Raw genomic sequence first — 15,886 nt, 5'->3', positions numbered from 1 at the left:
CGTTCACCACAGTATTTCTTCAGGATAATTAAGTTGAATTTGAATATCATGTAATGCTTGTTTCGTTTCAATAGCTGCTTCCATCAGGTGGGATTTTAATGCTACATATTCATGGTCCTCTACCATTAATCGCACAGCAAATGCAGCTAAATGCGCCTGACGTTCCTCTTTACTTAATTCAATATATTCTAGATTTAGAACATCCACGTACTGTGTTGCGAAACGGAAAGTTAAGGGATTTTTAGCATGTAACATTCTTAAAAACACAACATAATCTTCGTCACTTACCTCCTGTTCTAAACATTCAGCAATAGCCGCTTGAAATTTGCGTATAATAGCTATCTCATGATTCCATATAGAAGCATTGTTTAATTTTTGGTGTAGGTCAATAAAATCATTTAATGCGATTGCACTAAAGATAATTTCTGGCCAAAGAATCTCTGTTGAAAAATAGACATTCTTATTTGGAAAGATGAGTTCATGTTGTGTTAGAACACTCTTATTAAGTCCATTACTAACAAACTCTAGGTGATGCTCACCAAGCATAGCATGTCTTAGTTTATAGCAAACGCTTAAAATACGTAGTCGAGGACCCTGATAATCATAGTATTTATTTTCATCACCAGTTACTTTATAAATAGCATTAATTAGTTCATCTAAATCCCAATAATCCGCACTAATTCGTACCCCTGTTAGTTGGTCTGTGCTTTGAATGGATATCATAGTCCTCGCCCCTCCCTTTGGATGTGTCTATTTTGGTGTGTAATTGAGTAGTTTGAATAGTTCTGCTCGTTCCTTCTCCGTTAAATCACGCCATTGCCCTACCTTTAAATTACCAAGCTTAATATTCATAATACGAATGCGTTGTAGACGCTTAACGGAATACCCTAGTGCTGAGCACATTCGACGAATTTGGCGGTTTAAGCCTTGCTCTAAAATGATTTTAAAGACTTTATCTGAAATCTTTTCCACATGGCATGGTAAGGTTGTTGTATCTAAAATATCGACACCTGCGCCCATTTTTTGGATAAATTGCGCAGTTATAGGCTTATCAACTTGAACAATATATTCTTTTTCATGATGATTTTCAGCACGTAGAATTTTATTGACAATATCGCCATCATTCGTTAACAACAATAGGCCCTCTGATTCCTTATCAAGACGTCCGATATGAAAAATACGTAGGGGATGATTGACAAAATCAACGACATTGCCTTTTATATGACGCTCTGTCGTACTTGTAATCCCGACAGGTTTATTCAGAGCAATGTAAACAAGCTGTTGTTCTTTCTTTACCTCTTTACCATCTACGCAAACAATGTCTCCTGCTTCAACTTGACTACCAACTGTTGCTAGTTCTCCGTTAATCGTTACCTTTCCTTCTGCTATCCATTTATCAGCGCCACGACGAGATATGATGCCTGTTTCACTTAAATATTTATTAATACGCATATTGTTCTCCTATATTTTATATTATTTTTAAGTATACCTTAACGTCGCACATACAGTGAATGCTAGAAGCTTTTCTAGCAAAAATAAATTAGTTGGAAAAGTTTTTGAAAAAGTTGAAATTATTTTATGTTTCTGACAATATATTAGGTGAGAGGGTTTCTATGAAAATATTGTTATTCCGATATAAAATAACGTTTTTTGTAGATAGTTCTCATTAAATTGTGTAAAGGGGAGAAGTAAAATGGTTTATGCATTTCCAAACACTGAAGGATCGGTAGTTCAATTCAAAGAGAAATATGATAATTATATCGGTGGCGAATGGACACCCCCAGTGAAGGGTCAGTACTTTGATAACGTTACTCCTGTTACTGGACAAGTTTTTACACAAATAGCACGTTCCACAGCTGAGGATATTGAACATGCATTAGATGCGGCACATGCTGCTAAGGATGCATGGGGCAAAACATCACCAACCGAACGCGCAAACATTTTACTTAAAATTGCGGACCGTATCGAGCAAAATTTAGAAAAGCTAGCCGTTGCTGAAACATGGGATAACGGTAAAGCGGTACGCGAAACATTAAATGCAGACATCCCTCTTGCAATTGATCATTTTCGTTATTTTGCTGGGGTATTACGTGCTCAAGAGGGCTCAGTAAGCCAAATTGATAACGATACAGTTGCTTATCATTTCCACGAGCCAATTGGCGTAGTCGGCCAAATCATACCTTGGAACTTCCCGTTATTAATGGCTGTATGGAAGCTTGCGCCAGCACTTGCAGCTGGAAACTGTGTCGTATTAAAACCTGCAGAACAAACACCAGCATCGATTATGGTGCTTTTAGAATTAATAGAAGATTTACTACCACCAGGTGTCATTAATGTTGTGAATGGATTTGGCTTAGAAGCAGGGAAACCGCTTGCATCAAATCCACGCATTGGTAAGATTGCCTTTACAGGTGAGACAACAACAGGGCGTTTAATTATGCAATATGCTTCTCAAAACCTTATTCCAGTAACATTAGAACTGGGTGGTAAGTCGCCAAACATATTCTTTGAAGATATTATGGATAAAGATGATGCCTTTTTAGATAAAGCTGTTGAGGGCTTTGTGCTATTCGCTCTAAATCAAGGGGAAGTATGTACTTGTCCTTCACGTGCACTAATTCAAGAATCTATTTACGATAAATTTATGGAGCGCGTATTACAGCGAGTAGAAGCCATTAAAGTTGGCAACCCACTTGATCCAAACACAATGATGGGTGCACAGGCATCTAGTGAGCAAATGGAAAAAATTCTTTCTTATTTAGATATTGGTAAGCAAGAAGGTGCAGAATGTCTAATTGGAGGAGACAAAAATAATGTAGGTGAAGGCTTCGAAAATGGCTACTACATTAAACCAACTGTTTTCAAAGGGCATAATAAAATGCGTATATTCCAAGAAGAAATTTTCGGACCAGTAGTTGCTGTCACGACATTTAAAACGAAAGAGGAAGCATTGGAAATTGCTAATGATACATTATATGGTTTAGGATCAGGTGTTTGGACGAGAGATATTAATACGGCATATCGCTTCGGTCGTGAAATTCAAGCTGGTCGTGTTTGGACAAACTGTTACCATGCATATCCTGCACATGCTGCATTCGGTGGCTACAAAATGTCTGGTGTTGGTCGTGAAAATCATAAAATGATGTTAGCGCATTACCAACAAACGAAAAACTTATTAGTTAGCTATAGCGAAAACAAACTTGGTTTCTTCTAATTCGTAGGGAGGTGCATGAGCGTGGTTGAACGTGTATTAGCTACGGAAGAAGCGCTAGCACTAATCGATCTATTAAAAGAGAAACATGGACCTGTTATGTTTCATCAATCAGGTGGATGCTGTGATGGCTCCTCACCAATGTGTTATCCAGAAGGGGATTTGCTAATAGGAGATCAGGATGTGTGCCTTGGTGAAGTGGGTGGTGCTCCTTTCTATATGCATAAAAATCAATATGATTACTGGAAGCATACACAAATCATATTGGATGTGGTGGATGGCAGAGGCGGCATGTTTTCACTCGAGGGCGTAGAAGGAAAACGTTTCCTAACAAGGTCGAGAGCCTTCACATCTGAAGAAGTGCAAGAGCTAGGGTTAATTTAACAAGTTATCTGTACAGCGGCAAAGTTTTTCTGCCGCTGTTTTTTTATCTGGAAGTAGAAAAGTTATTGTATGGAAAGGGAGGCTTTAGAACACATGACTCTTTTCTTATATTGAGTATTGATTTTGGGCGTTCAAGTGTTTCGATATTAATTTTTATGGAAAAGAGTATGTAAAGCGATATTATTGGATGAATTCCTTAGAAAAAGGAATAGATTTAATCGATCCTTTAAGGTCATGGTAAATAATAGTTTCTTTGTGGTTTTTGCTAACATCGGCCATACCTCCTTTATAGGTTGTTAATATTTTCTATTAAATCAAATAAAGTAAGTAACATACATTAAATTATGTTTACTTTTTATGTTAATTGTTACAAAGAGGGTGAATCTTTCTTACATTATGTTACGTAAAACGGGTAAAGGAGTGTGAAAAATATGGATTATGTGATGATTGAAAATGAATTTGTTAATACAGTAGAGGACGTATCAAAGGCTGCAGGCTGGACGGTGGACCGTAAAATTGTATTAGCTATTGCTAGTACATTTGTAGCGTCAGGAAAAACTTTTGATGCAACGAAGTATAAAAATGTTTTACAAGAGATGAAGAAGCAATCTTCTTGGCTGTCTCCTTTACGAACAACAGTTGGATATAGTATTGCTGCCAACCTCATGGAGCAAGGTGATGCAGAAAAGGCAGTAAAGAATTTACTTACAAATGTGAGCATCTTAAAGCAGGCGAAATTCAGAAGCGGCAATTTTAGCTATATCGGAGCACAATTTTTGACGGAGGATGAACAGGATAAAAAGACACATGCACAGGCGGCTAGAGCCTTATTTGATGCCATACGTAAACATCATCAATTTTTAACCTCATATGAGGATATTCCTTATGCCATATTATTAAGCAGTCCATCTGATGATGTTGAATTACGCGCGGATACCATGAATCGATACTATAAAGAACTAAGAACTTATAATTTTAATGCTGGCAATGAGCTCCAATGGCTTTCACAGGTATTAACATTTTTATCATCCAAATTTGATGGTCAGCTAGTACCAGATGTTGTGACACTTCGTGATGGGCTCAAAAAGCAAAACGTTAAAGTCAAGGCTATGCATTATCCTTTACTTGGCTTTTTAGCCATACTTAATCTGAATAAAGCACAACTTCAAGGGTTGATTGATTTATACCATGAATTAAAAGACATGAAGTTATTAAAATGGCATCGTGAATTTGTGCTCTTTATGGCTGTACAAATTGCTATTTATGATATGGCAAAGGTACAAAAGTCTTTGTCCATGACCATTATGTCTTCTATTGAGCTATTAATCCAAGCACAGCAAGCAGCAATGATCGCAGCGGTTAGTGCAGCTGCCATTGCATCTAGCTCAAGTTCTTCGTGATAGAATAAAGAAGAACATGATTATTTGGAGGTGCATTTGAAGGATGAAGGAAACAAAACTTTGGATTAATGGTCAGTGGATTGATGCAGAGGAAAGCTATGAGCTAGCTTCTCCATATAGCGGTGAGGTTATTGCTCATGTAGCTAAAGCATCTATTCAAGATGTAGAGAAAGCTATCGAAGGTGCGCAGCAGGCATTCCAATCGTTTAAAAAGACAACAGCCTACGAACGTGCCGAAATATTATATAAAGTCGTTGATATAATGCGACAAAGAAAAGAAGAACTAGCAGAGATTTTAGCCTTAGAGGCTGGAAAACCTATTGTTGCAGGTTTAGCTGAAATTGACCGTACAATCGCAACCTATCAATTTGCGGCTGAGGGAGCTAAACAGTCAAAAGGTGAGACTGTTCCAATGGATGCAGCCCCTGGAGCAGGAGATCGAATAGGCTGGACAAAAAGAGAACCTTTAGGTGTAATATCAGCCATTACGCCTTTTAATTTTCCATTCAATTTAGTGGCACATAAGTTAGGTCCAGCATTTGCAGTAGGCAATACAGTTGTATTAAAGCCAGCAACACAAACGCCACTAAGTGCTATCGTTATGGCTGAGATTTTCCGAGAGGCCGGATTACCGGATGGGGCATTACAAATTGTGACAGGAAGTGGAGGCGAGCTAAGTGATACACTTGTCACACATCCATACGTCAAAAAAGTAACCTTTACAGGAAGTGGTAAAGTTGGCTTGAAAATTAAAGAAAAAGTAGGCTTACGTAAAGTAACTTTAGAGCTAGGTTCTAATGCAGCAGTAATTGTCGAACCATCTACGCCAATAAATAAAATTATTGGTCGTTGTGTAAGCGGTGCTTTTAACTTTGCTGGACAAGTATGCATTTCGTTACAACGTATATATGTGCATTCTTCCATTATTGATGAATTTACTAAAGCATTTGTTGCAGAAACAGAAAGGCTTATAGTAGGAGATCCATTAGAGAAGACTACAGATGTTAGTGCCATGATAAACCCAAATGAGGTGGAACGCATCAGGGAATGGATTGAGGAGGCACAAGAGCAGGGGGCTACGATTGCAACTGGAGGCGTATTTACTGAACGTACTTTAACGCCAACAGTTATGACGAATGTGTCAGCTGATATGAAAATTGTTTGTCAGGAAACATTCGCACCAATCGTCTCAATTGTTTCATATGAAACATTAGACGACGCAATTCGACTTGTAAATGAGTCGGACCTTGGCCTAAATGCAGGTATTTACACGAATATATTGTCAGATGCTTTATATGCAGCAGATGAATTACAGGCTGGTGCTGTCATTATAAATGATATTCCGACATTCCGAGTAGATAACATGCCATATGGTGGAGTAAAGATGAGTGGTTATGGACGTGAAGGAATTAAGTGGGCTATAGAAGAAATGACTGATATGAAATTTATTTCGATGAAAAAATCGTTCTAAATTTGCATCAGCTCTTTTTCTGCGATACGATGACGAAAGAACAACATGAGAAGGGAAGTTGCAAGAATTATGCCAAACAACGCTGTACCCATGAGCCAATCACGTACGGTTCAATCGCGTCTCGTATTACCCCCAGACACAAATAATCACAATTCTATTTTCGGTGGAAGAGTGTTAGCTTATATTGATGAAATCGCTGCTATTACAGCAATGAAACATGCTAAAGGCCTTGTAGTGACAGCTTCTATTGACTCGGTTGATTTTTTATCCGCTGCACATGTAGGAGATATTCTTGAAATTGAGAGTATTGTTTCGTCTACAGGACGTTCTTCAATGGAGGTTTATGTTCGCGTTGTTTCTCGCAATATTGAGACTGGCGAGGAAAAATTAACGACAGAATCATTTGTCACGATGGTTGCAGTAAATGAGGAAGGGAAACCCGTACCAGTTCCCTCAATCTATCCTGAAACAGATGAAGAGAAGCGTTTATTTGAAACTGGGCCAGCAAGACGAGAGCACCGTAAACAAAAACGTGCATTGCCGCATTAAGGAAAAAGGGAACTCTAAATGAGTTCCCTTTTTATTTTACATATTTAGTTCATTGACAACATTAATGAGCGAGTCGGAAGAAGAAGAGACTAGCGTAGCGCCCTGCGATAATTCAGTGATTAAATTAGAAATGGCTGAAATATCTCTAGATGTATTTACGTATTGCTGCTGAATGCCAGAAACTGCATCAGCAATATCATTAAATGACTTGGATAAGCTTTCTTGTGTATTGACACTATGTTGAATTTTTTGATCAACATTAATAACTGAATTAGCCATAGTCGTAATATTACTTTCTGTGTCCTTAATAAGATGGGAAACATTTTGGACGGCATTTTTTGTTTCCTCAGCAAGTTTACGAACTTCCTCAGCCACCACTGCAAAACCTTTCCCATGTTCTCCAGCTCGAGCAGCTTCAATAGAAGCATTTAATGCTAATAAATTGGTTTGATCAGCAATGCCTGTAACTAGCCCAACGATTTCAGAAATTTTTTGAGAAGAGGTACGTAGTTGGTTCATCGTTACTTCAAGACCATTGACACTTTGCAAAATAACTTGGATTAAATCATTTTGTTCTTTCAATTGCTGTTGGCCTCGTCTTGATTTTTCTTGTGTATCTGCTACGAAACTCAATCCTTGCTTGGTTGCTACAGCAATATCATCTGTTTGTGAGGAAATCACTAATAGTGATGCGGCTGTTTCTTCACTAATGGCATTAAGCTCCTCTGCAGTACTTTGGATCGTCGTTACAAGGGAATTTTTTGTTGCATCTGCTGCTGAGCGAATACGTTCTTCCTCTTTTTCATATGCCTCAATCACGAGTTGTTGCTCAAAATTAATGATTTTACAAAAAGCGTTTATAGCACGAATAGCATCTGTTTTGGAAATATCTACCTCGTTCACAAAGTTTGCAAAAGTAGTAGTGAGTGACTGGAATGAGGCAATATACCACTTTGATTGCAAGCCAATTCGAACGTGAGTCTCAGCAATGGCTTTTCGTTCAGCAATATAGGCATCATTAATATGACTTTCAAAAATGTCACTTAAATGTTTATGTAACGTAATTTTTAAACGATCAATATGTGATGTTTTATTAATAATATCAAGTAAATCTTGGCTCAAACTAATGGCTGCATAAAATTTCTCCACCATTTCAGGAATTAAGTCTTTAGCTAAAGGCTGTAGTTGCTTAATGATAGCTAAATCCTCAAGAGTTAAATTTAAAAGTTGTAATTGTTTTTGAAGGTTGGGGTGGTTCAATACATCTAATTGTACACTGCTCTTAAAATTTTCAGGTGTTAATGTAATTGCGTAGCTAGCACTACTATTTTTTGAAAACCAACTCATTATTATTTGCTCCATTCTTAATATCCATAATAAATTGTAAGTAAATAAGCACTTTTGAAATTTGTTAGGTTTGTAAATTTAATAAATAAATGGTATTAAATCTATTTTACTATTATTTGCTGAATATTTGGTTAAAAAATTGGTTATTTCTTTATTTTTTTTACTTTATTGTTAGTCCAAATGGTGAAGCAATGTAAATTTGAATTTAAAATAGGAAACCTGTAAAATACGAACTGTTTAGCAATATAAAAATCGTACGAAAATAAAAATGGAAGGAGGGGTGGTATGGAGAAAAAACGTTTTAAATTTGTTATTCCTGTTATGGTGATTGTTGCCATTGGCTCTGTTTATATGCTACGAAACTATCATGCTGAGGTACCAGATATTGAGCAATTATTAATTACAATATGTGCAGCTTTGGGATCAGGGGTATTAGCGTACTTTTTATTTCCACAGCAAGGTGATAATAAGATTGATGACAGAGGACCATATTAATAGATTAAAAAACTGCTCGTTTTTATTAAAACGAGCAGTCTTTTTATGGTTTAAACAGTTTAAACCAGCCTTTATGTTTAAAGACGGCCAACATAAAGATAACGATAATTATCATAATCCCGAGTACAATAAAATAGCTGTATTGCCCATGTAGCTCAGGCATGTTATCGAAATTCATCCCATACACACCAGCAATGAAAGTAAGTGGTATAAAGATAGTTGATACAATTGTTAAAGTCATCATAATACCGTTCATTCGGCTAGAACTCATAGCCATATAACTATCTCGCATATCTGCTGTAAGCTCTCGATTAGATTCAACCATCTCTGTTAGCTTAAGTAGATGGTCGTAGATATCTCCAAAATAAGCTCTCTCCGATTTTTTTAGTGAGAAACGGTAAGAATTAAGAATGCGATATAAAAGGTCACGCATTGGTAAAATAGTACGTCTTAAGTCAAGCAAGTCACTACGGAACTCGAAGACAATTTTCATGGCATTTACATTACTTTGGTATGTAAGTTCACCTTCTAAAGCATTTAGATGATCTTCAATTTTGTAAACGAGTGGAAAATAACTATCAACAATTTTATCAATGGTTTGATACGTTAGGTATACAGTACCTCGCTCCCAATTCTTCGGTTGGTTTTCCAGCATTTTTTGCACCTTCTCTATCTCAGGGACAGGATTTTTATGGAAGGTTATGATGAATTTATTGGAGGCAAAAATATTAACCTCCTCCGCAGCTAACGTCTCTTCGTTTACTCGATGAATGACAAAGAAATGAAAATCATCATAGAAATCGAGCTTAGGACGCTGCAACCTCATTAAGCAATCTTCAATAGCAAGAGGGTGAAAGTGGAAAAATGTATCCAACAATAATTCTTCCTCCGCTGTAGGACAATTAAAATCAACCCAATACCATTCAAATTCTTGCTGATGTATCTCTTCTAATGGAAAATCCTTTAACAATTGTTGCTGCTTTGTAATGCCGATGGTGCTTATCACGGTTTTCACCTCAAATTATTTACTACAAAATAGTTAGCGATCCTCTTTAAAGCATACCCAACCACCGAACAAAGTAGTGGCAAAAAATCTAGAAGGTTTAGTAAAGCCCGCACTTTGTAAAAGTGTTAAAATTTCCTCTTCACTCATAAAAGAAAGGGAACGAATGGATTTTTCCATCTCTGCTACTTCGGATAAAGAAAGTCTAGTATGCTGTAGCCAATAAGAACGCCATAAATCAAATTGTAGTTCTGTTTCTAAAGATCCTAGCTGACCATATTTTGAAACAAGGACAAACGGTGCTCCAGGTTTCAAATATCTTGCTATTGCTTTTATTGTTTCTAGCTTTTCTTTATAATCGTGAATAAAATGCAAGACGAGAACACAACTTGCTGCATCATACTGAGTAGAGGACAGCGAAGCATCTAGTATTGTAGCCTGATGGAATGACATATTATTTGGTAGAGTGAGCAAACGCTCTTTAGCTATAGTAAGCATGGATTCTGATGGATCAATGCCAGTAAATGACCAGTGAGGTCTTCCTTCTGCAAGCTGTATAATTTCATTGCCACTCCCTGCTCCCACGACTAACATGTTAGCATTTTCTGATAGCCTAGAATGATAAAAAGTTTGTATTAAACGTAGCATGGTATCATAACTAGGCAATGTACGGCGAATACCCTTTTCATATTCATTTGCTAATGTGTTGTTAAATTCCAACGCTCCTCACAGCCTTTCAAAAAAATTTTAAAAAATCCTTCTTAATGTGAAACTATTGCGGGTATAGTTCCGTAAATAGTAGTACATAAAACATAGAATAAAGTTCAAAGAAAGGGTTGATATATATGGAGTCTAAATGGTCTAAAGTAATCATACACGCAAGTGCATTTTTTGCGCCATGGTTAGTGCCCATTATTTTCTTTTTAATTAGTTCGGATGAGGAAATAAAGGCAATTTCTATTCAAGCACTGCTATTCCAAATTGTCATGGGTGTTTTAATTGCTATCTCTGTTGTTTTAAGCTTTGTCCTTATTGGCTTACCATTTTTAATCATTTTCGGCATTATGCTATTTGTGGTACCGATTATCGGTATCGTAAAAGCATTGTCTGATGAACCTTGGCGTTATCCAATTGTTGGTCGCTGGGTATAATTTTCATAGACGCAAGTATATGCTAGTTGCATATGCTTGCGTTTTTTCTATGACGAATAAGGGTACATTAGGTGTATGAGGAAATTATTAAACCGTAAACAAATGATCGAAAAGTGCCTTTTTCGTTTATTAAAAAGCCATTTTCAAGACTTTCCACTTTTCTATGGGCGAAATCATTGCAATTTTTTTCAAGCGTTTTGTATAATATACTCAAAGAAAGTCAAAGATAGTCAAAGTCAGTGAAGCAAGCGAGGTGTATTCCTAAAATGCGTAATATATCAGACATCATAGAGGGTTACTTAAAGCAAGTACTTGAATTAGGTGGGGAAGGGCATATTGAAATTAAACGTAGTGAAATTGCTGATAAATTTCAATGTGTACCATCACAAATAAATTATGTTATTAATACAAGATTTACTGCCGAGCGGGGTTACCTTGTTGAGAGCAAACGTGGTGGTGGTGGATACATTCGAATTTTACGTGTCCGCGCGAATTCACAGATTGATTTGATCGACGATGTTCTCAGGCAAATTGAAGGTGGGGCATCACAAACGATGGCAGAAGATTTGGTTTATCGACTCATTGATGAGCAGGTAATTTCCAAGCGAGAAGCGAAATTAATGTTAGCAGCAATTGATCGCTCCACGATCGACTTGCATCTCCCATTAAGAGATGTCATTCGATCAAAAATATTGCGAGCAATGCTGACAACAATAAAATATGAACAACAAAAATAGTGAGGTGATGGAAATGATATGCGAACATTGTAAACAACGTAATGCGACAGTTACAGTAACACAAGTTCAAAGTGGGCAAAAAGTAGAGCATCATTATTGTGACGTCTGCGCCTCACAATTCCATCCATTTCATGCAGAGTTTAAACAAGAGCCAGTATCTATTCAACAGTTATTGTCTAACTGGTTTGGCTCTCCTACATGGCAAAAGGTGGGGGAAAAACAACAGGTACAACCACAGCAGCAAACATGCCCACAATGTGGATTTTCGTATAAGCAATTTTTAAAAGAAGGAAAATTCGGGTGCCCAAGCTGTTATGACACATTTGGAGATCATTTGCCAAAGCTTTTTAATCGTATTCAGGCAGGTCCACAACACATTGGTAAAATGCCTGGTGCTCGCAGTAATGTGTATGTTATTAAAAAGCAAATAGAGGATATCCGCAAGCGTATGAAATCCGCCGTAGATGAAGAAAAGTTTGAAGAAGCGGCGAAGCTACGTGATGAAGTCAAAGAGCTAGAGAAGCATCTACAATTTGAAGGTGGTGATGTGACATGATGATTGAATCATTTTTAGAGCGTGCGACACCAACATGGATGCATATCAAAGATGATTACTCAGATATCGTCATTAGTACACGGATCCGCCTTGCACGAAATTTAGATGGCTATCGTTTTCCATTAGCATTTTCAGAAAATGAGGCACTGCAAGTGGAACAGGCCGTTACACATGCAATCAGCGATAGCCCAACGCTTCAAAATGATTATGCTTATTTTGCTATAAAGGATTTAACCCCTTTACAGCGTCAAATTCTTGTAGAAAAGCATTTGATTAGCCCGCAACTGGCTAAAAAAGAGCAAGTGGGCTCTATACTACTCTCTGAAGATGAATCCGTTAGCATTATGGTGAATGAAGAGGATCATTTACGCATTCAATGTATGACAGCAAGTTTTCAACTTCAAAGTGCCTATGAACAAGCAAATAAGATTGATCGTATCCTAGAGAAAGTATTACCATATGCTTTTCGAGATACTTTTGGTTATTTAACAAGCTGTCCAACGAATATTGGTACGGGGCTACGAGCATCCGTCATGATGCATTTACCCGCTCTTACATTAACTGGGCAAATGAATCAAATTATAAATGCCATGACACGCTTAGGAATGACTGTAAGAGGTATATATGGTGAAGGAAGCGAAAATTTAGGGAATGTTTATCAAGTCTCTAACCAAATTACACTTGGGAAGACAGAGGAAGATATATTAGCAGATATACAAAGTGTCGCTGAAAAGATTATTCAAAAAGAGCGACATGCAAGAGGTAAATTAATGGAAAAGGCAGAGCTTGCGCTAGAAGATCGCGTATATCGAGCTTTAGGCACACTTACACATGCAAGGATTTTAACAAGTGAGGAAGCTGCTACTTGCCTATCTAATGTTCGTTTAGGAGTAGATTTACAATTGATTGATGGTATACAAGCAACGACCTTAAATGAATGTGTTGTTAGTATGCAACCAGGTTTTTTACAGCACTATGCAGGTGAGGCATTACCACCTGCTGAACGGGATCGTGTACGAGCGGAGATGCTTCGTGAGACATTATCCCAAGAACATGCGAATAAGCCTATAAATGGGGAAAAAGGAGAGGATTTATATGATGTTTAATCGTTTTACACAACGCGCGCAAAAAGTATTACAGCTTGCTCAGGAAGAGGCTATTCGTTGGAAGCACGAATCTATCGGTACAGAGCATATTCTATTAGGGCTTATACGTGAAGGCGGCGGTATTGCTGCGAAAGCGTTAGAAGCCATTGATATTAGTCCTCAAACGATTGAAGCTGGCATTGAAGAATTAGTTGGTAAGGGCAAAGAAGATGTCGGTCCAATCGTTCATTATACGCCAAGAGCTAAAAAAGTAATTGAATTATCTGTTGATGAGTCACGTAAATTGGGTCACTCCTATATCGGTACAGAGCATTTATTATTGGCGCTTATACGTGAGGGTGAGGGCGTGGCAGCTCGCGTTTTAAACAATGCGGGAGTCGGCTTAAATAAAGCTCGCCAGCAAGTATTATTGCTATTAGGTAATAATGATAATGCACAATCTGGCCAACAAGCAGCTCAAGCTGCCAATACACCAACATTAGATAGCCTAGCACGTGATTTAACACAAATTGCACGTGAAGGTACATTAGACCCTGTCATTGGCCGAAGCAAGGAAATTACACGAGTTATTGAGGTTTTATCGCGTCGTACGAAAAATAACCCTGTATTGATTGGTGAGCCAGGTGTTGGTAAAACAGCGATTGCTGAAGGATTGGCACAGCAAATTATTAATAATGAAGTTCCAGAAATCCTTCGTGACAAACGTGTAATGACCTTAGATATGGGGACAGTTGTTGCAGGTACAAAATATCGTGGAGAATTTGAAGATCGTTTGAAAAAAGTGATGGATGAAATTCGCCAAGCAGGCAACATCATTTTATTTATTGACGAATTGCATACATTAATTGGCGCGGGTGGTGCTGAAGGTGCGATTGATGCATCAAATATCTTAAAACCATCTTTAGCACGTGGTGAACTTCAATGTATTGGTGCCACAACACTTGATGAGTACCGCAAGTACATTGAAAAGGATGCAGCCTTAGAGCGTCGTTTCCAACCAATCCAAGTGGATGAGCCGACAGTGGAAGAGGCTATTCTAATTATTCAAGGCTTACGCGATCGTTATGAAGCGCATCACCGTGTGAAAATTACAGATGAAGCGATTGAAGCAGCGGCCAAAATGAGTGATAGATATATTTCTGACCGATTCTTACCAGATAAAGCGATTGACTTAATCGATGAAGCGGGTTCTAAAGTACGCTTACGCTCATTCGCAGTGCCACCAAACTTAAAGGCGCTTGAGGATAAGCTTGAAAATGTTCGTTCTGAAAAAAATGCAGCCGTATCAGGTCAAGAATTTGAAAAGGCAGCAGCACTAAGAGATACAGAGCAAAAGCTGAAGGATGAAATTGAAGCTACCCGAAAAAATTGGAAAGAAGAGCAAGGTAAAGCCGAATCTAAAGTAACTGTGGATGATGTAGCAGCAGTTGTCTCAATGTGGACAGGAATTCCAGTAGCTAAAATTGCTTCTGAAGAATCTTCCAAGTTATTACAGCTCGAAGAAGAGTTACACAAACGTGTAGTAGGGCAAGGAGAAGCGGTAGAAGCAATTTCTCGTGCAATACGTCGTGCAAGAGCAGGCCTAAAGGATCCAAAACGACCAATTGGTTCATTTATCTTCTTAGGACCTACAGGCGTTGGTAAAACAGAGCTTGCAAGAGCACTTGCTGAAGTAATGTTTGGCGATGAGGATGCGATGATTCGTGTTGATATGTCCGAGTATATGGAGAAACATTCGACTTCTCGTCTAGTAGGTTCACCTCCAGGCTATGTAGGCTTCGATGATGGTGGCCAACTGACAGAGAAAGTTCGTCGTAAGCCATATTCAGTCGTTTTATTAGATGAAATTGAAAAGGCACACCCTGATGTATTCAATATTCTATTACAAGTGCTTGAAGATGGTCGTTTAACAGACTCTAAGGGACGTGTAGTAGACTTCCGCAATACAGTGGTCATTATGACTTCAAACGTTGGTGCGGATGCATTAAAATACCAAAAGAGCCTTGGTTTCAATGTAGGCGGTGCAGAGTCTAAGCATAAAGACATGAAGGGTACGATGTTAGAAGAATTGAAAAAAGCATTCCGTCCAGAATTCTTAAACCGTATCGATGAAATGATTGTCTTCCACGCATTAGAAAAAGAGCACTTAAAAGAAATCATTGCGATGATGGGCAATGCTTTAACAAAACGCTTGAAAGAGCAAGATATTTCGTTAGAGTTGACTGATGCAGCACTTGAGAAAATTGCTGAAGAAGGCTATGACCCTCAATATGGTGCTCGTCCACTACGTCGTGCATTACAAAAACAAGTAGAGGATCGATTATCGGAAGAATTACTAAAGGGTAATGTAGAAAAGGGTAATCAGGTTATCATTGATTACGTAAACGATGAGTTTGTTGTAAAGAAAAAAGAGGGAGTATCCATCTCTAAATAATTTCAAGGAAAGACAGTGAGGCTTTAAGTGCCAAGCTGTCTT

The 15,886-nt window shown here is 37.9% G+C and carries 16 protein-coding genes and 1 pseudogene; 11 read left to right on the top strand and 6 right to left on the bottom strand.

The window, feature by feature from the left end:
• Positions 1-3: 3 nt before the first annotated feature.
• Both PSR12_RS23200 and rluF read right to left on the bottom strand, forming a co-directional pair.
• Positions 4-723, bottom strand: a complete 720-nt coding sequence (locus PSR12_RS23200; protein ID WP_221682398.1) for a DUF6904 family protein — start codon at positions 721-723, stop codon at positions 4-6.
• A 27-nt stretch (positions 724-750) separates the two neighbouring features.
• A complete protein-coding gene (gene rluF / locus PSR12_RS23195) occupies positions 751-1,452 on the bottom strand; it encodes a 23S rRNA pseudouridine(2604) synthase RluF (RefSeq protein ID WP_221682397.1) in 702 nt (233 codons plus the stop codon).
• Between the two features lie 241 nt (positions 1,453-1,693).
• Between rluF and adh the strand changes: the two genes are divergently transcribed.
• The 5 genes from adh to PSR12_RS23170 all read left to right on the top strand — a co-directional run bounded on the left by adh (position 1,694) and on the right by PSR12_RS23170 (position 7,015).
• Positions 1,694-3,214 (top strand): aldehyde dehydrogenase, encoded by a 1,521-nt coding sequence (adh, locus tag PSR12_RS23190; protein ID WP_004233561.1) that lies wholly within the window; start codon positions 1,694-1,696, stop codon positions 3,212-3,214.
• A 21-nt stretch (positions 3,215-3,235) separates the two neighbouring features.
• On the top strand, positions 3,236-3,595 hold the full coding sequence (locus tag PSR12_RS23185; protein ID WP_221682396.1) for a DUF779 domain-containing protein: 360 nt from the start codon (positions 3,236-3,238) through the stop codon (positions 3,593-3,595).
• A 431-nt stretch (positions 3,596-4,026) separates the two neighbouring features.
• Positions 4,027-4,995 (top strand): DUF4003 family protein, encoded by a 969-nt coding sequence (locus tag PSR12_RS23180; RefSeq protein ID WP_221682395.1) that lies wholly within the window; start codon positions 4,027-4,029, stop codon positions 4,993-4,995.
• Between the two features lie 43 nt (positions 4,996-5,038).
• On the top strand, positions 5,039-6,466 hold the full coding sequence (locus PSR12_RS23175; protein ID WP_221682394.1) for an aldehyde dehydrogenase family protein: 1,428 nt from the start codon (positions 5,039-5,041) through the stop codon (positions 6,464-6,466).
• A 69-nt stretch (positions 6,467-6,535) separates the two neighbouring features.
• Complete coding sequence (locus PSR12_RS23170; protein WP_004233566.1) at positions 6,536-7,015, top strand: acyl-CoA thioesterase; 480 nt, start codon at positions 6,536-6,538, stop codon at positions 7,013-7,015.
• A 36-nt stretch (positions 7,016-7,051) separates the two neighbouring features.
• Here PSR12_RS23170 and PSR12_RS23940 read toward each other — a convergent pair whose 3' ends face one another.
• A complete protein-coding gene (locus PSR12_RS23940) occupies positions 7,052-7,696 on the bottom strand; it encodes a methyl-accepting chemotaxis protein (RefSeq protein ID WP_225341061.1) in 645 nt (214 codons plus the stop codon).
• Between the two features lie 120 nt (positions 7,697-7,816).
• Positions 7,817-8,362 (bottom strand): annotated as a pseudogene (locus tag PSR12_RS23935) (protoglobin domain-containing protein); the annotation flags it as partial.
• A 285-nt stretch (positions 8,363-8,647) separates the two neighbouring features.
• On the opposite strand from PSR12_RS23935, the gene PSR12_RS23160 reads away from it, so the two are divergent.
• A complete protein-coding gene (locus PSR12_RS23160) occupies positions 8,648-8,857 on the top strand; it encodes a hypothetical protein (RefSeq protein WP_066038316.1) in 210 nt (69 codons plus the stop codon).
• A 43-nt stretch (positions 8,858-8,900) separates the two neighbouring features.
• Here PSR12_RS23160 and corA read toward each other — a convergent pair whose 3' ends face one another.
• Positions 8,901-9,863, bottom strand: a complete 963-nt coding sequence (gene corA / locus PSR12_RS23155; RefSeq protein WP_004233569.1) for a magnesium/cobalt transporter CorA — start codon at positions 9,861-9,863, stop codon at positions 8,901-8,903.
• 33 nt (positions 9,864-9,896) lie between these two features.
• Positions 9,897-10,580, bottom strand: a complete 684-nt coding sequence (locus tag PSR12_RS23150) for a class I SAM-dependent methyltransferase (protein WP_221682392.1) — start codon at positions 10,578-10,580, stop codon at positions 9,897-9,899.
• Positions 10,581-10,705: 125 nt separating this feature from the next.
• Between PSR12_RS23150 and PSR12_RS23145 the strand changes: the two genes are divergently transcribed.
• From PSR12_RS23145 to PSR12_RS23125, 5 genes are all read left to right on the top strand, one after another.
• The gene (locus PSR12_RS23145) at positions 10,706-11,011 is read left to right on the top strand and encodes a DUF4870 domain-containing protein (protein ID WP_004233571.1); all 306 of its coding nucleotides are present in this window, start codon (positions 10,706-10,708) and stop codon (positions 11,009-11,011) included.
• 266 nt (positions 11,012-11,277) lie between these two features.
• Entirely contained in the window at positions 11,278-11,748 is a 471-nt protein-coding gene (locus PSR12_RS23140) for a CtsR family transcriptional regulator (protein ID WP_004233573.1), read from the top strand.
• A 13-nt stretch (positions 11,749-11,761) separates the two neighbouring features.
• A complete protein-coding gene (locus PSR12_RS23135) occupies positions 11,762-12,304 on the top strand; it encodes a UvrB/UvrC motif-containing protein (protein ID WP_221682391.1) in 543 nt (180 codons plus the stop codon).
• Entirely contained in the window at positions 12,301-13,410 is a 1,110-nt protein-coding gene (locus tag PSR12_RS23130; protein WP_131521806.1) for a protein-arginine kinase McsB, read from the top strand. The genes PSR12_RS23135 and PSR12_RS23130 overlap by 4 nt, the downstream gene beginning before the upstream one ends.
• Complete coding sequence (locus PSR12_RS23125; protein WP_257520823.1) at positions 13,400-15,844, top strand: ATP-dependent Clp protease ATP-binding subunit; 2,445 nt, start codon at positions 13,400-13,402, stop codon at positions 15,842-15,844. Before PSR12_RS23130 ends, PSR12_RS23125 begins: the two co-directional genes overlap by 11 nt.
• Positions 15,845-15,886: the final 42 nt, after the last annotated feature.

This window comes from Lysinibacillus sp. G01H (assembly GCF_028872195.1).
GTDB lineage: Bacteria > Bacillota > Bacilli > Bacillales_A > Planococcaceae > Lysinibacillus > Lysinibacillus capsici.
This window is presented reverse-complemented; position numbering and strand designations above follow the sequence as displayed.